Source organism: Ardenticatenales bacterium (assembly GCA_020634515.1).
GTDB lineage: Bacteria > Chloroflexota > Anaerolineae > Promineifilales > Promineifilaceae > JAGVTM01.
The window spans coordinates 737,772-757,868 of sequence record JACKBL010000002.1; the positions used below are offsets into that span (position 1 = coordinate 737,772).

13 protein-coding genes are annotated in these 20,097 nt (G+C 60.5%); 9 read left to right on the forward strand and 4 right to left on the reverse strand.

Annotated features, from left to right (window positions below):
• Nucleotides 1–145 precede the first annotated feature (145 nt).
• Complete coding sequence (locus H6650_07610; GenBank protein ID MCB8951862.1) at nucleotides 146–1,819, forward strand: hypothetical protein; 1,674 nt, start codon at nucleotides 146–148, stop codon at nucleotides 1,817–1,819.
• A gap of 8 nt (nucleotides 1,820–1,827) precedes the next feature.
• Here the strand turns inward: H6650_07610 and H6650_07615 are convergent, their stop codons facing one another.
• The 4 genes from H6650_07615 to H6650_07630 form a co-directional block, all read right to left on the reverse strand.
• Nucleotides 1,828–4,131 (reverse strand): copper resistance protein CopC, encoded by a 2,304-nt coding sequence (locus H6650_07615; GenBank protein MCB8951863.1) that lies wholly within the window; start codon nucleotides 4,129–4,131, stop codon nucleotides 1,828–1,830.
• Nucleotides 4,132–4,272: 141 nt separating this feature from the next.
• On the reverse strand, nucleotides 4,273–4,788 hold the full coding sequence (locus H6650_07620; protein MCB8951864.1) for a hypothetical protein: 516 nt from the start codon (nucleotides 4,786–4,788) through the stop codon (nucleotides 4,273–4,275).
• A 28-nt stretch (nucleotides 4,789–4,816) separates the two neighbouring features.
• Nucleotides 4,817–5,392, reverse strand: coding sequence for a hypothetical protein (locus H6650_07625; GenBank protein ID MCB8951865.1), 576 nt, complete (start codon nucleotides 5,390–5,392; stop codon nucleotides 4,817–4,819).
• Nucleotides 5,393–5,579: 187 nt separating this feature from the next.
• Nucleotides 5,580–5,891, reverse strand: coding sequence for a hypothetical protein (locus tag H6650_07630; GenBank protein MCB8951866.1), 312 nt, complete (start codon nucleotides 5,889–5,891; stop codon nucleotides 5,580–5,582).
• A gap of 2,236 nt (nucleotides 5,892–8,127) precedes the next feature.
• Here H6650_07630 and H6650_07635 point away from each other — a divergent pair.
• The 8 genes from H6650_07635 (at nucleotide 8,128) to H6650_07670 (ending at nucleotide 20,013) form a co-directional block, all read left to right on the forward strand.
• The gene (locus tag H6650_07635) at nucleotides 8,128–9,276 is read left to right on the forward strand and encodes a PD40 domain-containing protein (protein MCB8951867.1); all 1,149 of its coding nucleotides are present in this window, start codon (nucleotides 8,128–8,130) and stop codon (nucleotides 9,274–9,276) included.
• Between the two features lie 141 nt (nucleotides 9,277–9,417).
• Nucleotides 9,418–9,765 (forward strand): hypothetical protein, encoded by a 348-nt coding sequence (locus H6650_07640; protein MCB8951868.1) that lies wholly within the window; start codon nucleotides 9,418–9,420, stop codon nucleotides 9,763–9,765.
• A gap of 169 nt (nucleotides 9,766–9,934) precedes the next feature.
• On the forward strand, nucleotides 9,935–11,755 hold the full coding sequence (locus H6650_07645; GenBank protein ID MCB8951869.1) for an ABC transporter ATP-binding protein: 1,821 nt from the start codon (nucleotides 9,935–9,937) through the stop codon (nucleotides 11,753–11,755).
• Nucleotides 11,752–13,533 (forward strand): ABC transporter ATP-binding protein, encoded by a 1,782-nt coding sequence (locus H6650_07650; GenBank protein MCB8951870.1) that lies wholly within the window; start codon nucleotides 11,752–11,754, stop codon nucleotides 13,531–13,533. The genes H6650_07645 and H6650_07650 overlap by 4 nt, the downstream gene beginning before the upstream one ends.
• A gap of 342 nt (nucleotides 13,534–13,875) precedes the next feature.
• Complete coding sequence (locus H6650_07655) at nucleotides 13,876–15,831, forward strand: right-handed parallel beta-helix repeat-containing protein (GenBank protein MCB8951871.1); 1,956 nt, start codon at nucleotides 13,876–13,878, stop codon at nucleotides 15,829–15,831.
• 2 nt (nucleotides 15,832–15,833) lie between these two features.
• A complete protein-coding gene (locus H6650_07660; GenBank protein MCB8951872.1) occupies nucleotides 15,834–16,436 on the forward strand; it encodes an MBL fold metallo-hydrolase in 603 nt (200 codons plus the stop codon).
• 63 nt (nucleotides 16,437–16,499) lie between these two features.
• Nucleotides 16,500–17,633, forward strand: a complete 1,134-nt coding sequence (locus tag H6650_07665; protein ID MCB8951873.1) for a serine/threonine protein kinase — start codon at nucleotides 16,500–16,502, stop codon at nucleotides 17,631–17,633.
• 430 nt (nucleotides 17,634–18,063) lie between these two features.
• Nucleotides 18,064–20,013, forward strand: coding sequence for an ATP-dependent metallopeptidase FtsH/Yme1/Tma family protein (locus tag H6650_07670; GenBank protein ID MCB8951874.1), 1,950 nt, complete (start codon nucleotides 18,064–18,066; stop codon nucleotides 20,011–20,013).
• Nucleotides 20,014–20,097: the final 84 nt, after the last annotated feature.

Genomic DNA, 20,097 nt, shown 5'->3' on the forward strand with positions numbered 1-20,097 from the left:
TGCTGTTTTTTGTCAATCAATTCGGTTCGTTGATTTTTTTTGCCGGCATTTACGCCACCAGGCGGCTCCTCTACTTTCCTGCCCGCACCTTGTGATTGTGTTTACCCCCACGCGGCGTTACAATATCAGCAAATAGGAGGGTTCTATGAAACAGTACGACGTTCCTAGGATCTGGCGCACGCTGCAAGATAGCACCGGTCTGAGATTGTTTGTCCTCCTTTTGGCTTTTATTATGCCGGCACTCGCCTGCGGCCAAGCCACCCCCACGCCGCCCCCCATCACGCCCACCCCCGCGCCGCCCACGCCACCCTCTCCAAACGCTACCCCCTTCACCATCGCTCTCGAGTACGGCATCCTCGGCGTCGCCGATGCTTACGCCGCCACGGGCATCACCTACGCCAAACCCCAACTCGTCTACACCGTCTGGGGTAACGTGGAACCGGAACCGGGCCGCTACGTTTGGGGTCCGCTGGACGCCGTCGTCGGCGAGTACCACGCCGCCGGCTTCACCGGCCTGCAACTCCTCCTCAGCGCCGACTCCCCCTGGGCCAACAGCCAGCAACCCAAACTGGGCGACCTGGGCAACACCTTCCCCCAGGAAGCTTTCCTCAATGACTATGTGGCCTTCGTCACCAACGTCGTCGAACGGTACGACGCCGACGGCATAGACGACATGCCCGGCCTGCGCTATCCCATCCATGACTACGGCGTGGAGCGCGAATTCACCGGCTTCTGGCCCGGACCTGCCGCCGACTACGTGCGTCTGCTGCGCCTCGCCTACCCGGCCATCAAAGCCGCCGACCCACAAGCGCAAGTGCTCCTCGTGGCCCTCCTCATGGGGGACGTGTTCGACGCCTACCCGGACCAGGCGGAAATCGACCGCCGCCTGACGCAGACGCCCTCCTTCCGCAAAAGCGTCGCCGACATCCGGCTGATCCTATCCGCCTGCGACGCCTACGACATTGTGGACTTCCACAGCCTCGCCGACTACAGCGAAATCCCCCCTACCGCCGCCTGGATTCGTCAGCAGTTGGCGGACAACGGCTGCGGCGACCGCCCCATCTGGATCGGGGACGCCTTCCCCATGTCCGGGTTGTTTGGCTTTGGCGGCTTTGTGCCCCCCATCCCCTTCTGGCCCATCACCGGGGAGACGCGGGACGCGGCGGTGGCCTGGATCCAGGCCGTGGCCGACCCCGCCGACCCGGACCACGAGGCCGCGCAGGCGTGGATGCGCGCGGAAACGGCGCGCGGGTTGGTGAAGAAGATCGTCGTGGCCGCCGCCGCCCACCTGCGCGGCATCAACGTGGGCAATCTGGAAGACTGGAAGACGGGGATAGCGGGCGTGGATAAAGCGGCTGTGCCCTCGCTGGGGGCGGCCATGTTCATGGGGTTGATGGACACGACGATCACGGCGCGACAGCCGGGGGGCGAACTGCCGTACAGCGGCCAACTGTGGGCGTCTGCCCGGCGCGCCGGCGCGCCCCGTCCCGCGTTCTATGCCTTGACGCTGGTGGCGGAACAACTGGACGGCTTCACCGGCGTGGCGCGGCTTGATCTGGGGGAGGGCGTGTGGGCGTTCCAGTTTGAGCGTCCCCAGGGGCCGTTGTGGGTGCTGTGGTACGATGCGGGGGCGTTGGCTTTTCCCATTGCTCCCGCGCCGAATGGGGCCGTGACTCTGCCGTTTCCCGCCGCCGCCGCGGAGGTGCGCCAGACACCGACCACGGCGGACGCGCCCGCCGCCGTGCGCGTGGCGGCAACGGATGGCCTGCTGCCGCTAACGCTGGACGCCACCCCGATTTTCATCACTGTCGCGCCCTGATCAACCCGTTACGGGCTGGCGGTGCTGAGGCGGCGGACGTAGTTGACGAGGTTCCAGATGTCGTCGTCGCTGAATTGGTCGCCAAATGCCGGCATTGGCGTCCCCGTAACCCCCCCCTTGATCCAATACCATAAGTCCCCATCCGGGTGCGTCGCCGTGTGCCCACCCGTGAAATTCGCCGGCGGCGAAGCCAGCGTCGCCGCTGCCGGCCCATCCCCAAACCCCTGCTCCCCGTGGCACGTCACGCAATGCGTCTCAAACAACGCCTTCCCCGCCGCAATGGAGGTCGCATCCGGCGTGATCGGATTCGAGGCAAACATCGCGGGCGTGTAATCCTGCGAGAACTGGAATAACTGCCGCGCCCCCACGTAAAACGAGAGTAGCGAAATCACCAGTAGTCCCACAAGTTGCCAATCCTTATCTGCCGCTTTGTTCGCCAGGATGCCCCAGAGAATGGCGAAGAGGACCAGGGCAATCCCCGGAACCAGCCCGCGGCTGCGCGTGAGGAAGGAAACGAGATTATCCAGAGTGCGTCCGCCCTCGGTCAGTCCCGTGATGCGGCTGTCCAGCCCCGCCTCCAGGCGGAAGGGGGCGAAAACGTCGAACGCGCCCTGGCGCCGCACGGCAACTTCCACCTGCCACGGTCCCAACAGGCTAATGGTGCTGCTGTCGAGTTGGTAGTGGCCGCTGCCAGATGCCGGCACAACTTCCTCCGCCGTCCCCAATGATTGCCCCAGAAATGTAAAGCGCAGCGAAACCTCGCGCGCGTCGCTTACCGGGTTGCCGTCCTGATCTTCCAGGTAAACGTCGAACAAATTCTCGCCCGCCAGCGCCGGCTCCAACGTTAGCGAGACATGCAGGTCTTCCACGGTCTGGCTGAGCGTCGTCTGGCCGCTGCTGGCCGCCAACAGCGGCGCATCCTGCGCCCGCTGCAAGTCGCTCAGCCAGCCGGCGGCCACCAGAATGAGAACGGCAAAGCCGGCTTCCACCCACACCAGCACGCGAAAGCGTCCCTGCGCGGCGACCGCTGCCGCCTCCGCCGGGGTCTCATACGTCTTGTTCAGGCGGGGTTTTACCCAAAACAGGTTCAGCGCGGCGATGGCGAAGGGGACCAGGGCCAGGCCGATTTTCAGCAGGAGTACGCGCCCATAGGCGGTGCTGACGAGGCCGCCCCAACTGCCAACGTGTTGGTAGGAGAGGTAGGCGCCGCTGGCGAGGATGGCGCCGACGCAGGCGGCGGCGAGGGCGGAGAAGTTGAGGATGAGGGTGAGGTAGAGCCACGCTTTGTTTTCGGCTTCCAGGTGGCGGGCGCGCAGCAGGCTGATGCCCAGATAGACGAGACCGCCCACCCAAATGCCGGCAGCCACCACATGCACGAAATCCACCGCCACGGCCACATTCGCGTTCCGCACCAGCGCCGCGCTGTGGCTTACCAGGGAGACCGTCGCTGCCGCGCCCAGGCTGAGCAGCAGCCCCGCCCACCAACCCCAACCGCGCAACCCGCCGCGCCCTTTGCCCGCCGCGCCCAACCGCCAGGCGAGCAGCCCCAACACCAGCGTCAGCAGCAGCCGCAGCAGCCACATGAGGCCGAAGCGCGTGTTGAGCCAGACGCCCAGATTACCCGCCGCCAGCAAGTTGTACTGGCCGGCTTGTTCAATCAGCGTCATCACGGCGGACAGCAGCAGAAAGCCCGCCCCCGCCAGCCCCACACGGGCGCTTTGGCGGGCTACGTCTATGTCCAGCGTCGCTTCCGCGTCGGTGATGTCCTCGACATTGAGGATGGGATTCCATAGCAAGAGGCGAAAGGCGAATAGCCCCAACAGCAGGGCCACGCCGCCCAGATTGCCCCAGCGGGCCAGCAACGAGGCCAGTGTGGGGCTGGCTGCTTCGGTGACGGTCTGGCCGGCTCCGCTGCCGCTCAACTGGGATACGCCCACGCCGAAGGAGTAGATGCCGCTGGTGGTGTGGCCGTCCACGGCGGAAAGCACGCGCCAGCTAACGATGTAGCTGCCGTTGTTCAGCGGCGGCAGGGTGACGCGCACGCGGGTGTTGTCCGCGGCGGTGGCTTCCAGCGCGCCCGTTTCCATGGCCTGCCCCGACGGCGAGAGGATTTGGATGTTGCTAAATGCCGGCACAATCGGTTCGCTAAAGGAGATTTCCATGGCATCCGGGCTGGTTTCCAAAATCTCATTTGCCGCCGGCTTGGACGCAGTGGGCACGGCGTGAGCCAAAGCCGGGCGTGCGCCCAGCCACAACCAGGCCAACAGCGCAATGAGCATCCAGGTGGCGAAATTACGGGGGCGTCGAGTCATGTCTGATCCTCAGGAGCGTAATTAAAAACTGACGATGAAAAAAGTACGGAATTACATCGCCAGGTCGCAGGGGATGGGGGTGTCACTGATGGGGGGAGGAGCGAAGCTCCAGGACGGAACTTCGCTCCCGTACCGGTCGAATTATTTCACTGTGATGGTAATGGCGTCGCCGTCTTCCAGGTCCTGGTGGTCGCCATTTGCCATGGAGACGCTGATGGTGTGTTCGCCAGGCTCCAGGCCACGCACGACTGTGTCGGTGGCGGTTCCCGTCACCATGCCGTAGGTCGCGCCATCCACGGCGACGTGCCAGTGGTTGCCGTTTTCGCCGACGACGAAGTTGGTGAACGAGACTTCCACGACGATGCTGTCCGCGCTGTCGAAGGTGGACCCGTCCGCCGGAGACGTGATCTTGACGACGGCTCCGTTGTTGGGAATCTTGACCTCGTCGCCCATGTCCATGTTCTCATCGTGCATGTGCTCGTCGCTGTTCATGTCCATATTGCTGTCCATGTCCATATTGCTGTCCATGGTGGTGTCGGTGGCGTTGTCCATTGTCCCGTCCATGCCGTTGTCGGTGGTGTTGGCCCCGCAAGCGGCGGCGAACAGGAGCAGGAGCAGGAGGGCGAAAAGGGAAAGAGTTCTGGTTTGTTGCTTCATGATTTATCCTCGTGAAAGGGGTGTTTGTTCATTTGCGGCGGCGGGCCATGTTGGCGCCGCTGAGTGCCAGTCCGATGATGCCGATGGCGATGCCGGCAATTGCCAGCTTCTGTATAGTCTGAATCTCATCCGCCATCCCGGCCAGCCGGTCGGCTAATGTCTGATTATCCGGCGGCATTTCCGGGAATTGCAGCGTGCTGGCGGAAAGCACTTCCTCTGGTTCAATCGTGCCGTTGATCGCCACGCCATCCACCGTGCCGGTCAGCAAAACGTCATACTGACCGCGCACCGTGGGCAGAATTGGGACGCGATACCACCCGGATTCGCCCGTCGGCTCCAGGTTGCCGATGAAGGTACGGCCGGCGTAGGAAACTTGCACCTTTAGGTCCGCTTCCAGGCCATCGACGGGCGCGCCGTCTCGTGTGATTTGCAGCACGAGGGCGTTTCGCTCTCCTACGATGACCGGCTCGTTTTCCCAGCCCGTGACGACGATAAAAGGGCCAATTTCTGATTGTTCGTGGGCAAATGCCGGCATTGTCAAACCGGCGCACACCAGTAAAACCAGCAGCGCGAAAACGGCAGGCAAACGATGCTGACGCAACATAGGATTCCTCCAATCAAGTTTATTCTTCAGTAACGATCTGCTTTGGCGCGGTGCGTCACCGACACATAGGGCAGTTGATGCGGCGCATCAGGGATGAGACTCCAGGCACGTCTGCTTTGGCCCGCGTCCGGGGAGTAGGCCAGGCACGTAGCCTAAGGAGGGGAACAGTTGAACCAGGGGAATGCGGTTACAAGAGGCCGCGTGGAGGGGGCGTGTCCGGCGCAATGAGGGCCGATACATGGGGGAGTATGTCCTCATTGCATAGCTGCGCCATGCGCCACGGGGCCGTCGCCGTACAAGAGGTGGCGGCGCACGGCCACAGAGAAAAAGGAAGCGGTGTTTTTCCGACTCCGCTGCCCGGCAGCGAATTGGCGTGACCATCCACGGCCAACAGTGTACCCGCCAGAACTATCTGGTGAGAACTGGGGCACTGGTTGATTGAAACAAGGGAGGCAGTCACGACGCTCACAACGAGCAGCCAGACAATTACACGTCGCATGGGCGTATTCTATCCACAGCCCCGGTTTCCTGCCAACTGACCGTATCCTGCCGGCAATTCTTATAGCGAGGAATATGATGACACAAGGTAACTGCCAGGCCAGTTTGGACCAATTTTCTCTGATGGAAAATGGTCATTTCGCGCGTGAAATTGGTCCAATCTCCCGAGCGCGTTAGTCCTTAGATCTTTGGCCCCGGGGGGTGTGGTGGGGGAATGCCGGCACAAAAGACCGCGCCATGCGACAACGTGACAAACATCACTATATGCCGCCGCCCCATTGTCGTACAATGTGTTTGTATGCACCTGTAGGGAGTTTGATTCCACATGGTAGCCAATCCGTAAGGAGAAAACGGAAGTTCCCCAGCAGCAATAAAGGGTGAACGTCAGTCTGGCAATGTCAATATGACTTTGCCTTTCTGTGGGTTTGGGCGACCCACTCGTGCCTCTGTCTTCTGGCAGGGTGCGCCATCTTTCCCCGCCCTTTGTTTGGTCCGGCAGCCTGTAAGGGGGAATGCCGGCATTTCCTCAGCCCTAACCATACAACTTCATCAAAAGGAGCAGCGCGATGAAACAGTTGCGACTATTTGCTTTCGCCGCCCTACTGGTGGTGGTGATGTTTCTTGTGCCCGCGCCGTTGCGTATGCAGGCCAGTCCTCTGTCGCCTGATCTGGCGCTCACGGCGCTCAGTTTTCAGTACTTCATGAACGATGGCGGCAATGGTTCGGGTTTCTACTATCTGGCTGATGGGGGCACGTTCGTTGATGATGTGGGCACTGCCGGCATCTGGAACTTCAACCCGGACACCAATCGCTATTTCCTCTACTACAACACCGGCGCAAACTGCGGTGCCCTCTCCCTCGGCACATATGACCCGGTGAGCACCCAGGTTCGCGGCATCCGTTCCTGCACGGATGGCTCTGGCGTATTAGGCGTCTGGTTCGGCAGATTGCTGCCCGCTGAGCCAACCACCCGCGTTTCCATTCCCGCCCCGGCGATCCAGGGAAACAACCATGCCCGCGTTCCTTCCTTCGCGGCGGATGGGCGTTATGTCGCCTTCTTCTCTTGGGCCAGCAACCTGGTCAACTTTGACACGAATGGCTACACGGACATCTTCGTCTACGACCGCGTCAGGGGTTTGATCAGCCTGGTTTCCGTTAACAGCGACGAAATCCAGGCCAATGGCGCATCTTTCGATCCGGTCATGTCTACAGACGGACAGTTTGTGGCCTTTGAATCTGGAGCCAACAACCTGGTCAGCGGCGACACCAACGGTTATCAGGATATCTTTGTGCGGGATCGCCAGTCGGGAACAACGAGCCGCGTTTCCATTGCCTCTGATGGAACACAGGCGAATCACACTTCCCACGACACGGCGATTTCCGCGGACGGGCGGTACGTGGCCTTTATGTCGCTGGCGACCAACCTGGTAGCCGGCGATACCAATGGCGTCTACGATGCGTTTGTGCATGATCGCCTGGCCGGGCAGACCATCCGTGTGTCTGTCGCTTCCGACGGCGCCCAGGGGGATGCCCCGGCGCAAGAGGTGGCCATCTCCGCCGATGGGCATTTTGTCGCCTTTTCTTCCGCCGCCAACAACCTGGTTGTCGGCGATACCAACGACGATTACGACATTTTCGTACGCGACCAGGAAACGGGTCAAACCACGCTGGTTTCCGTGGCTCTCAATGGAACCCCGGCTGGCGGCTCCTACCAACCCGCGCTCTCTGCCGATGGGCGCTATGTGGCGTTCCTGTCCGCCGCCGCCAATCTGGTCAGCGGCGATACCAATGGCTACGTGGACATTTTTGTGCGCGACCGCCAGACGGGTCAGACCAGCCGTGTATCCGTGGCGACAAATGGGACCCAGGCAAATAACGCTTCGTACCATCCGGCCATTTCCGCCGCTGGGCAGTATGTGACTTTTGACTCTGACGCCAGCAATCTGGTTGGCGGCGATGCCAATGGCGCGGGGGACGTGTTCATCCATGACCGGCAAACAGGCCAGACCAGCCGCGTCTCCGTCACCACTTTTGGCGTGGGCGGCAACGCCTATGCCGGCTGGCCCGCCGTCTCCGCGGATGGACGCTACGTGGCCTACTGGTCCGCGGCGACCAATCTGGTCAGCGGCGACACGAATGGCTTCGATGACGTTTTTGTCCGGGACCGGCAAACCGGCCAGACCAGCCGTGTTTCCACCGGCGGGACGGAGGCGGATCAGATATCCCGTATCGCCGTTATCTCCGCTGATGGTCGTTACGTGGCCTTTACGTCTGATGCCGGCAATTTGGTTAACGGCGACACGAACGATGAAACCGACATTTTCGTTTACGACCGTCAGACCCGACAAATCAGCCGCGTTTCCGTGGCCTCGGATGGTGCGCAGGCAAATGGAATCTCCCAATTGCCCGCTATCTCCGCCGATGGACGGTACGTTGCTTTTGTTTCCGCGGCCTCCAACCTGGTCATTGGCGACACCAATTGGTTCGATGTCTTTGTCCATGACCGGCAAACGGGACAGACCACCCTCGTTTCCGTGGCCTCGGATGGTACGCAGGCAAACGATTTGTCCACAGCTACAGCCATCTCTGGCGATGGACGGTACGTGGCTTTTGAATCCAAAGCCTCCAATCTGGTTCCCAATGACACCAATGGATGGGACGACATCTTCGTACACGACAGGCAGACCGGGCAGACTGTCCGCGTCTCTGTCGCTTCCGATGGGACGCAAGCGAACGGGAACTCTGAAAAGCCGGCTATTTCCGCTGATGGGCGGTATGTCGCGTTTCAATCCTGGGCCACGAATCTGGTAGACAATGACAACAATGGCATCGGTGACGTTTTCGTCCACGACCGGCTAACGGGGGAAACCACGCGCGTCTCTGTGGCCTCGGACGGAACGGAAGCGAACAGCCTGGTTTATGCCCCCGCTATTTCTGGCAATGGGCAACTGGTGGCCTTTAACACGGACGCCAGCAACCTGGTTGACAACGACACCAATAACAAGGTGGACGTTTATGTACATGATCGGCAGACGGGGCAGACCAGCCGCATTTCCGTGACTTCGGATGGCGCGGAAGGGGATGATCATTCTCATGAGCCGGCCCTATCGTTTGATGGGCGGTATGTAGCATTTCAGTCCAATGCCACGAACCTCATTGATAACGACACCAATGGCGTCTATGACGTCTTTGTCCATGATCGGCAGACGGGCCAGACTATCCGCGTTTCCCTGACTTATGGCGGAACAGAAGCAAATGGCGACAGCGTCTTATCATCGATCTCCGCCGATGGGCGTTACGTGGCCTTCACTTCCTTTGCCTCCAATCTGGTCCGCGGCGACTTCAATGGTTACTTTGACATCTTCGTGCGCGACCGCGGCGAGTAAGGAACTGAACTTTCGAGAGTAGCAAGGGGGGGGGCATTTTGCATTTCGCGTAGACAGTGGCCGCGCCAAAGAACATTGTCGCGGCCGTCAAGACCAGGAATCGATGAGGTACATGGCTGCAAAGGGTAGGAGGATTTCATCATGAAACGTCATCCGGCTGTTACAGTGACGTGGGTGTTTATCGCCGCGGTTTTTCTGGTTTTCGCGGGAACGCGCCTCAGTCGCGCTCAGGGCCGCACGAGCGCGGACGCAGTGAAAGCGATGACCGCGCCGGGCGCGTGGGTTCCCTTTGTTTACAACCTCCAGACCTCCAGATGGGGGGTTGACGACGGCCCCTACCCTATGGTAGACTATCCTCTGCTTGTCAGCCTTTTGCCGGCAAGCCCATCACAAATTCAGGATTTAGGAAGCATGATGAACTATCACTTGCAAAGCATCAATGGGCGTGTTCGTGGGGATGCCTCCCCAACATGCCCGCGTGCCTGCTGAGTGATTAGAACACCAGTTCGCTAATCAAAGCCGCAGGCGCGTCCCGCCTGTGGCTTTTTTGTTGCTGTTTACGCAATTCCTGCCGGGTGATCCCACCCGTCCGCCAAACAGCCACAGGCGTTCCGTCTATGGCTGTTTTTGTTTTTCGGCGCGGCATTGTCGACACAGGATGTCGGTGAGGATCGCCAAAGTCGTCGGCCAGCGGTTTCCCGTCTGGCCGGCAAACACCGGAGGAATAGTCGTGAAACTTCCTGTCAGACAATACTTCTTGCTCCTGGCCCGATACCTGCGCCCGCAGCGGCGCAAGGTAACGCTTCTGGCCCTGTTTCTCTTCAGCGGCATTGGCTTGCAACTTATCAGCCCGCAGATTGTGCGCGCTTTCATTGACGAGGCGCAGGCGGGTGGCGCGACGGCGGCCCTCACGCGCACGGGCGCGCTTTTCTTGCTTGTGACGATCATCAACCAGATTCTGCGCACGTTGTCTGCTTACTTCACGGAAGACGTGAAGTGGCAGGCCACCAACCTGCTGCGCAACGACGTGTCCGCCCACTGCTTGCAGTTGGACATGGCCTTTCACAACGAGAACACGCCGGGCACAATGATTGAGCGCATTGACGGCGACGTGACGGAGTTGTCTAACTTCTTCTCGCAGTTTGTCTTGCGCGTGCTGGGCAATGGGATTCTCCTGGTGGGTATCCTGGTCTTTTTGCTGCGCGAAAGCTGGGTGATCGGCCTGTCGTTCGGTCTGCTGTGCGTGATCATGATGCTGGTGCTGAGCAAGACGGTGAGCTTTGGCGTGCCGTTTTGGGAGGCGCGTCGGGAGGCTATCTCGCGGATGTTCGGTCACATTGAGGAGTGGTTGGGCGGCACGGAAGATATTCGCGCCAATGGGGCGGTTGCTTATGTGATTCAGCAACTACAGCGGGCGAATTATCTGGTGTATGCGGCGTCGCGGAAGGCGTTTTATGCCGGCAATCTCACCTGGGGCAGCACCGGTCTTATGTTCGCCATCAGCAACGCCCTGGCCCTCGGCCTTGGCGCCTACCTCTTCCTGCGCGGCAGCGTCACCATCGGCACCGTCTACCTCATCCTGCAATACAGCAACGCCTTGCAACGTCCCCTGGAGCAACTCGCCCACGAACTCCAGGACCTGCAATCCGCCGCTGCCAGCATCCACCGTATTGAGCAGTTGTTCGCCATCCAGCCGACCGTGCAGGAGATCGCCCATCCCCGCGATTTGCCGGCAGGTCCCCTCTCCGTCACCTTTGCCAGCGTCACCTTCGGCTACGTGCCCGACGAACCCGTCCTGCGCGACGTTAGCTTTTGCCTGGAACCAGGTCAGGTCATGGGGTTGCTGGGGCGCACCGGCAGCGGCAAAACCACGATCACCCGTCTTCTGTTTCGCTTCCACGACCCCAACCTGGGAACCGTGTGCCTGGGCGAGGAAGACCTGCGCCAGGTCCGTTTGGGCGACGTGCGCCAGGGCGTGGGCATGGTCACGCAGGAAGTGCAGCTCTTCCAGGCCAGCGTACGCGACAACCTGACTTTCTTTGATTCCGCCATTCCTGACGCGGACATCATCGAAGCCCTGCACATCCTGGGTCTGGATCAATGGTATGCCTCATTGCCGCGCGGACTGGACACGCGGCTGGCGGCGGGCGGGCGCGGCCTTTCCGCCGGCGAAGCGCAGCTTCTCGCCTTCACCCGCGTCTTCCTGAAAAACCCCGGCCTCGTCATCCTCGACGAAGCCTCATCTCGTCTCGATCCTGTCACGGAGCAGTTGATTGAGCGGGCTATCGACCGCCTGCTCTACAACCGCACCGCCATCATCGTCGCCCATCGCCTGGCTACCGTCCAGCGCGCCGACGACATCCTGATTCTGGAAAATGGCCGCGTGATGGAGTACGGTCCCCGCGTACTCCTGGCGGCGGATGCCGGTTCCCGCTTCGCGCACCTGCTGCGAACGGGACTGGAAGAGGTATTGGCATGAAACCATTAACCACGTGGGAGGCCACACGTAAATTGATAGGATTGCGCCCCGGGCTGTTCGCGGTGAACGCGCTGGCCTGGGGCCTCGTCCACACGGCGTCCTTGCTGCCTGGCCTCGTCATTCGCCAGGTGCTTGATCGCCTGACGGGAGAAGCGCCCGTCAGTTGGGGGCTGTGGACCTTGATCGCCCTGATCGTAGGCATTGGCGCGGGGCGCTTCGTTCTCCTGCTCCTGGGTTTGACGACCTACATGCCGTTTCGCTTCACGATGGAGGGCGTGCTGCGTCTGAATCTGCTGCGCCACATCCTGCGGCGACCCGGCGCGGCGGCGCTGCCCAACTCACCGGGCGAAGCCGTCAGCCGTTTTCGCGGTGACGTGGACCGCCTCATGTTCTTCGTCTCGGACTGGATGGTAGACCTGCTGGGCCTGGGCTTGAGCGCGCTCATTGGCCTGGCCGTGCTGTTCCGCGTCAATGCGCGCATTGCCGCGGCCATCATCGCGCCGTTGGCCGTGGTCGTCATCGTCACCAACCTGATGCGCAAGCAATTGGAAGCGTACCGTGCCGCCAATCGCAAGGCCACCGGGCGCGTCACCGGTTTTATCGGCGAGACCTATGGCGCGGTGCAGGCCGTCAAGGTTGCCAACGCCCACGACGGCATCAACCGGCACTTCGCCGCCCTGAATGAGAAGCGGCGAGATGCGGCGCTCAAGGATACGCTGTTCAGCCAGCTTCTGAACACGGCCTTTCAGAGTACGATTGAGATCAGCTTGGGCATCATCTTGCTCATGGCCGGGCAAACGATTGGCCGCGGCAGTTTCACCATTGGCGATTTTGCCCTGTTTGTGGCTTACCTCTGGCCGGTGACGGATGGCCTTTCCTATCTGGGCCAACTGCTGGCGGTGCAGAAGCAGACGAACGTCTCGTTGGCGCGCATGGATGCGCTGCTGCAAGATGCGCCGCGCGACGCGGTGGTGCAGCCGATTGACGTGCCGCTGCGGGATGCGTTTCCGCCGCTGCCACCGCCGCCGCGCGGTCAGGCGGGGCGGCTGCAAAGGCTGGAGGTGCGCGGCCTGACATACCACCACCCGCACACGAGCAAGGGTATCGCGGACATCAATCTGTCACTGCCGCGCGGCTCTTTTACGGTGGTCACGGGGCGGATTGGCGCGGGTAAGACGACGCTGTTGCGGGTTCTGCTCGGTTTGCTGCCCTTGGATGCGGGAGAGGTGCGTTGGAATGGCGCGGAGATCGTGGAGCGGGATGCGTTCTTTACGCCGCCGCGCGCGGCTTACACAGGGCAGGTTCCGCGCCTGTTTAGCAATACGTTGCAGCAAAATATCCTCATGGGGCTGCCGGATGCGCACGCGGATGTGCCGGCATCTATCCACAGCGCCGTAATGGAGAAAGACCTGCTCAACCTGGAAGACGGCCTGGACACCATGGTCGGGCCGCGCGGCGTCAAACTCTCCGGCGGCCAGATACAACGCACCGCCGCCGCGCGCATGTTCGCGCGCGAACCCGACCTCTACGTCTTTGACGACCTCTCCAGTGCCCTGGACGTAGAGACGGAACGGCTGCTCTGGGAACGACTGTTTCAGCGCACGGGGCGGGCCAACGGGCACGCGCCTACCTGCCTCGTCGTCTCGCATCGGCGCGCGGCACTGCGTCGCGCCGACCACATCGTCGTCCTCAAGGATGGCCGCATCGAAGATGAAGGGACGTTGGATGAACTGTTGCTTCGCTGCCGCGAGATGCAGCACCTCTGGCATGGACACTAAATAGTCACTGAAAAAACCGGGTTTTTCCATTGTTCATGTGTAAAAACCCGGTTTTTGGCCTTTTTTCAGTAGAATCAAGAATGAACCAATCTTCCGCCGAACATCCTTGACATTTAGATTCTGTCGGCACATACTTTTAGCATAAGGTCAGGGTGGGAGCCAGGGAGGTCGCCACTAAAAGCTCACGTTCACGCCACAATTTACCGCATGGGGGCGACGCGCCATTCCGCCTATTCGCGCACGACAAAGCCGCGCGCTACGGGTAAATTAGGAGAAAGACTCATGAAACGCGCTCTGTCAATTTCAATGGTTCTTTGTGTTTTCGGCAGCGTGGTTTTGGTGATGATGCTGTCTGTCCTTCCCGCGCAGGCGAATCCCACGGTACGCTACGTGGCGCCAGGGGGCAACTGCGGGGGACCGCCGAACTGCTACGCCAGTATCCAGGCGGCGATTGATGCCGCCGTGAATGGGGATGAGGTTCGTGTGGCTGCCGGCATTTACTCATCCGTCAGCAGCGGGCAAGGCATCACAGCCGTTGTTCGCCTGGCGAACAAAAAGATCATCCTGCGCGGGGGGTATGCCATCTCTGATTGGAACCAGTCTCAGCCAGAGAACAACCCGACGGTTATTGACGCCAACGGCAATGGCGTTGGCCTATTCATCAATTACCAGGCGGACATAGGCGTTGGCGCGATTGTCGTGGATGGCTTCTCCATTACGGAAGGCAGCGCCACGCTGAGCGGCGCGGGAACGGACTCCGGCGGTGGCATTTTCATTGACCACACGACGCATGTGTTCGTTACTGTGCAAAACTGTGAAATCTATGGAAATGTGGCGGAAGACGGGAGCGGTGCCGGCATTTGGACAACCCGCAGCGATTCACTACACATCCTGGATAATGAAATCCATGATAACGCAGGCTCCGCCGTCGTCGTCACCTATGGAGACTACACCGTCGTCACCGGTAATACCATCACCAACAACGCCGGCGACGGCCTCTCGGTGATTTCCGATCTGGGCGGCGTGGAGATTAGCGGCAACGAGGTGATGGGCAATCAAGGATCGGGCATCAACGTCAACACCGTGTTGGGTGGTTCGCTGACGAATAATATCGTCACCGACAATCACACGACGGGCGGAGGAGGCGGACTGGACATTGCCGGAGCCGTGGACGATTTGATCATCAGCAACAACACAATCCGGGAAAACTCGGCCTTACAGGGCGGCGGCATTGACATCAGCGGTTCCGTGGCGGAAATCAGGAATAATTTGATTGAAGCGAATGGGACAACGCCTGTCAGCAATGGGGGCGGGGGGGTGTACGTTGATGCCGGCAGCACCGGCGCTTACATCCTCGTTGCCCACAATCACATTCTCAACAACACTTCCACCAACCAGGGCGGCGGGCTGCTCATCCTCGGCGAAGTTGACGTCATCGGCAACACGATAACGGGCAACACGGCCTCTTCGGGCGGGGGCATGATCGCCACGGCTAAAGGCAAGATCAGCAACAACCTGATCAGCGAGAATACGGCCCAAAGTGGCGGTGGCATCCGCACCGTCAATGCGGTGGGTCTGCTGCTGGAGCGGAACCGGCTGATTGATAACCACGCCACCAACGGCGCGGGGGGTGGCATGAATCTGTGGGGTGGTTTCTTCATGGATGTGACCCTGGAGGGGAACCAGGTGCTGTCCAATACGGCGACGACGAAGGGAGGCGGTATCTATCTGGAATGTCCGGCGAACGTTGACCCGGTAGATATGGCCAATACCGTTCTGGCGCATAATGTTGCCGCTGCCGGCAGTGGTCTCTATGCGACCGGCTGCGCGGCCAACATGGCTTACAGCACGGTGTCGTCGAACCGGGATGCGGGGGGGGATGGTGTGGGGTTTTATTTGCGTGACCCCTATGCCGGCACAGCATCCTACGTGATTGAGAACGCGATCCTCACCCAGCAGACCATCGGCATTTACGTGGAAAGCGGCCACGCCTACCTGGAGGCCACCTTCTGGGGCGCCGACGCCTGGAGCAATGACGCCAATACCGGTGGACCGGGGATGATTGACCCCGGTTTGCATCAATATCAAGGCGACCCCGCCTTTGTCGATCCGCAAAGGGGCGATTACCATATCCGCAGCGCCTCTCCTGTCATTGACAAAGGTATTGACACCTGGAGCGCAGTGGATATGGACGGACAAATCCGTCACGCGGGCGAGACGGATATGGGGGCCGATGAGTATGGACAGCTTGTGCCGGTTTATCTGCCCGCCATGTGGAAGGTGGGTACGTCGGAGTGAAGATGTCGAATATCACCGTTGTTAACGTCGGCTACCGTTCGACCAATTATTGGGTTGTCAGCGCGGGCACATCTCGCCTGCTGGTGGACATCGGTTGGCCGGGCAGCATGGGCGAGATGCGCGCCAACCTGAAGCGCATGGATGTGCCCATCAGCGAGCTGCGGTACGCGCTGGCAACCCATTATCACATTGACCACGCTGGAGTGGGGCAGGAGATGAAGCAGGCGGGCGTGCCGCTGCTGGTGATGGATGTGCAGGTGGCGGCGATTCCGCAAATGAGGCAGTGGACCAAGCCGCATGACCATTACGTGGACATCACCATGCACGACAATGTGACTATTTCCTGCGCGGAGAGCCGGGCGCTGTTGGCGCGTATGGGCATTGCCGGGGAAATCCTGCACACGCCCGGCCATTCTGATGATAGTGTTTGCCTGCTGCTGGACGAGGGGGCTGTTTTTACGGGAGACCTGACGTGGCCGGCGTTCGTTGGCGCGGAGAGTCGGGAGATGGTGCTGGCGAGTTGGCAACTGTTCCGCCGGCGTGGTGTGGGGATGGTTTATCCCGGACACGGTCCGGCGCGGCCAATTGAGTCGTTTCTGGTGTGAGGGGGGTGAGGGGAAAATGCCGGCATTTTTGCGATTTACCCGATCCACCATACAATTCCCCCCATGCAACGGGAAGGACAACTCCTCAACGGACGGTATCAAATTTTGGAGCGCATCGGCAGCGGCGGCATGGCCACCGTCTTCAAGGCGCACGACCGCACCCTGGACCGGCTGGTCGCGGTCAAACTGCTGCACGCCGGCCTCACGGGAGACGAATCGTTTTTGCGCCATTTTCGCCAGGAGGCGCGGGCGGCGGCCAATCTGGCGCATCCCAACATCGTCACCGTGCATGATACCGGGCAGGATGGCGATCAGTATTATATCGTGATGGAGTTTGTGGAAGGCAAGACGCTGAAGCAGATTATTCGGCACCAGTTGCAGTTGGGCCAGGTGATGGCCATTAACCGGGCGCTGGACTTGACGATTCAGATTTGTGCCGGCATTGGCTACGCCCACCGCGCCGGCCTCGTCCATTGTGATGTCAAACCGCAAAACATCATCGTCACCCGCGACGAGCGCGTCAAGGTTGCCGACTTCGGCATCGCCCGCGCCGTCAGCGACGCCAGCCAGGAAGTGCGCAGCGTCGTCTGGGGCACGCCGCAATACCTTTCCCCGGAGCAGGCAGAAGGCAAGGCGGCCACCCCCGCTTCCGACGTATACGCGATTGGCGTCATTCTTTTTGAACTCCTCACCAACCGCCTTCCCTTCCAGGCGGAATCCCAATCGGCGATGGCCCTGAAGCATTTGCAGGAACCGGCCCCGCCCGTGACTCGTTTCAATCCCGCCGTGCCGCCGCAAATTGAGCGTATCGTGAGTAAATTGCTGGCGAAGGAGCCGGCCAGCCGCTACCGCACCGCCGGGCAGTTGGGGCGTATTCTGGCTACTTATCGTGAACGGGGTGGGGGAAATGCCGGCATGAATCAACCCACACTCAGCCCCAGATACCCCGAACCCATCGGAATCGGCAACAACCTGTCCGACACAACCCCCATACGCCTGCGCACTCCCCTCCCGGACGCCGCCAAACGTCCTGCCACAGCCGCAACTACCCCCACGCGCCCCCCCACGCTGCCCGTGGCCACATCCGCCGAAACCGGCGCGGATTGGCTCACCATTGGACTCGGCCTTATCGCCCTCGTCGCCCTGCTAGGCCTAATCCCCCTCTGGTGGCTCGTCTTCCAGGCGTGGACCGGCTAGACGCCCCACGCACGGCTCTGGCATCTCGCTTTGCGCCCCGCTTTTTGTTATACTCTCAGAAGGTAAATGAACGGCCATCCCGGCGTGACACAATCGCTTCCGGGTAGCACGTGACAGCGTACGGCGCGATCGCCGGGCAGGTATTGACTACTTGCATCCTCAATTCAACTCGAACAGTAACCGCTAAGCCAGATAGGACCAATTTTCTCTGGTGAAAATAGCCATTGAGCGCGTGAATTTGGTCCAATCTCCAGAGAGCGTTAGTTGTTACCTCGAACATTTTTGAACCGAGGGGCAGCCCATACAGCACCAAGAAACACGCTTTTGATACGCCGCGGCGACAAATATCCTCCAGGTCGCGGCAGCGAAAAGACCCCTACCGCGCCGCAAGCGCGGCGTATCAGCGTTGTAGAACCGTGGAGGTACTCCTGTGAATACCAATAAATATACGCGATGGTTTGTGTACTTGCTCATTGGCATCGGCCTGCTGGCAATCCTGTGGAGCCAGAGCAACACGCAACCGGCAACCGATGAGATCTCCATCAGCCAACTGGCTGAATCCATCAAAGCGCATGAGGTCAAGGAAGTGACCGTGGCCAGCGATGGACAGGAGGTCAGGGTCGAATACAAAAACGGACAGCGCCAGCTCAGCACGTCGCAAATCAGTGGCCTCAGTTCATTGGAAGAAGTGCTGCGCGAATACGGCGTAACGCCCGAGTATTATGGAGACAATGGGGTAACGATTACGTATGAGAAGCCGGGACAATTTGGCGCATGGATTAACTTGCTGAGTCTGTTTTTGCCGGCAATTTTAATTATCGGCTTCATCTATTTCATCTTCCGCCAGGCTCAGGGAACCAACAACCAGGCCATGGCCTTTGGCAAAAGCCGTGCCCGAATGCTCACGGGGGACCACCCTACCGTCACCTTTGCCGACGTAGCCGGCTGCGACGAGGCCAAAGAAGAACTGCAAGAGATCGTCGAATTCCTCAAAGAACCGGAGAAATTCATCACCTTTGGCGCGCGCATTCCCAAAGGCGTCCTCCTCGTCGGCTCACCCGGCACGGGCAAAACCCTGATGGCCAAAGCCGTGTCCGGCGAAGCGGGCGTGCCCTTCTTCTCCATCGCCGGCTCCGAATTCGTGGAAATGTTCGTCGGCGTTGGTGCCAGCCGCGTGCGCGACCTGTTTGAACAGGCCAAACGGCACAGCCCTTGCATCATTTTCGTGGACGAAATCGACGCCGTCGGACGGCAGCGCGGCGCGGGATTGGGCGGCTCCCACGATGAGCGGGAACAGACGTTAAACCAGATTCTGGTGGAAATGGATGGCTTCAGCACGGACACCTACGTGATCATCCTCGCCGCTACCAACCGCCCCGACATTCTCGACCCGGCCCTGATGCGCCCCGGACGCTTCGACCGCCGCGTCGTCATCGACCGCCCCGACGTGCGCGGACGCGAGGCCATCTTCAAGGTCCACATGAAGGGCAAGCCCCTGGCTTCCAACGTAGACGTGGAGATTCTGGCGAAAGCCACGCCCGGCTTCGTCGGCGCGGACATCGAAAATACGGTCAACGAAGCGGCGCTGCTGGCGGCGCGCCGCAACCGCAAAAGTATCGGCATGACGGAGTTCCAGGAAGCGATTGAACGGGTGCAGCTTGGCCCCGAGCGCAAGAGCCGCGTCATGACGCAAGAAGAGCGAGAAATCACCGCTTACCATGAGGCGGGGCACGCCATCGTCAGCCACATGCTGCCGCACGCTTCCGAAGTGCGTAAGGTGACGATTATCCCCCGCGGCATGGCCGGCGGCGTCACCTGGTATCTGGATGAAGACCTGAACTACCTCAGCCGCTCCAAATTCAAGGCGATGATCGCCACGGCTCTGGGCGGGCGTGTGGCCGAGGAAATTGTCTTTGGCGAGATCACCACCGGCGCGGGCAGCGATCTGCAATACGTCACGCGGCAGGCGCGCGCCATGGTCACGCAATATGGCATGAGCGAGGACCTGGGTTTGCGTGTTTATGGCGAACGGCAGGAGATGGTCTTCCTCGGGCGTGAAATCAGCGAACAGCGTGATTATTCCGATGCCGTGGCGGAAAAGATTGACGAGGAAGTGCGCCACATCATCGATGAGGAGTATGAACGCGCGCGCCGCGTTCTCACCGAGAATCGAGATAAACTGGATTTAGTGGCGCGGAAGCTGTTAGAAGTGGAGTCGCTGGAAGCGGAGGACTTCGTGGCGTTGATGGAAGGGCACGAGCCGCCTTCCGCGCCGCCCAGTGGTAAACCGTCGCCGCGCCCGCAGTCATCGCCCGCCGGGAGCGACGTAAAATGGAATCCGCCTTCATTGGATATGCCGCCTGCGCCGTCCCCAGCCTGAAATCGCGCTTTCGGGAAGTTGCTGATTTAACCTGAATTCTTCACCCAGACGTGAAACGTGGAATGTAAGCTTATGCTTCGCGTT

Bases quoted from the DNA above. Each gene is read 5' to 3' on its own strand.
- H6650_07610 (MCB8951862.1), top strand. From the start codon at position 146: ATGAAACAGTACGACGTTCCTAGGATCTGGCGCACGCTGCAAGATAGC.
- H6650_07615 (MCB8951863.1), bottom strand. From the start codon at position 4,131: ATGACTCGACGCCCCCGTAATTTCGCCACCTGGATGCTCATTGCGCTG.
- H6650_07620 (MCB8951864.1), bottom strand. From the start codon at position 4,788: ATGAAGCAACAAACCAGAACTCTTTCCCTTTTCGCCCTCCTGCTCCTG.
- H6650_07625 (MCB8951865.1), bottom strand. From the start codon at position 5,392: ATGTTGCGTCAGCATCGTTTGCCTGCCGTTTTCGCGCTGCTGGTTTTA.
- H6650_07630 (MCB8951866.1), bottom strand. From the start codon at position 5,891: ATGCGACGTGTAATTGTCTGGCTGCTCGTTGTGAGCGTCGTGACTGCC.
- H6650_07640 (MCB8951868.1), top strand. From the start codon at position 9,418: ATGAAACGTCATCCGGCTGTTACAGTGACGTGGGTGTTTATCGCCGCG.
- H6650_07645 (MCB8951869.1), top strand. From the start codon at position 9,935: ATGTCGGTGAGGATCGCCAAAGTCGTCGGCCAGCGGTTTCCCGTCTGG.
- H6650_07650 (MCB8951870.1), top strand. From the start codon at position 11,752: ATGAAACCATTAACCACGTGGGAGGCCACACGTAAATTGATAGGATTG.
- H6650_07655 (MCB8951871.1), top strand. From the start codon at position 13,876: ATGATGCTGTCTGTCCTTCCCGCGCAGGCGAATCCCACGGTACGCTAC.
- H6650_07660 (MCB8951872.1), top strand. From the start codon at position 15,834: ATGTCGAATATCACCGTTGTTAACGTCGGCTACCGTTCGACCAATTAT.
- H6650_07665 (MCB8951873.1), top strand. From the start codon at position 16,500: ATGCAACGGGAAGGACAACTCCTCAACGGACGGTATCAAATTTTGGAG.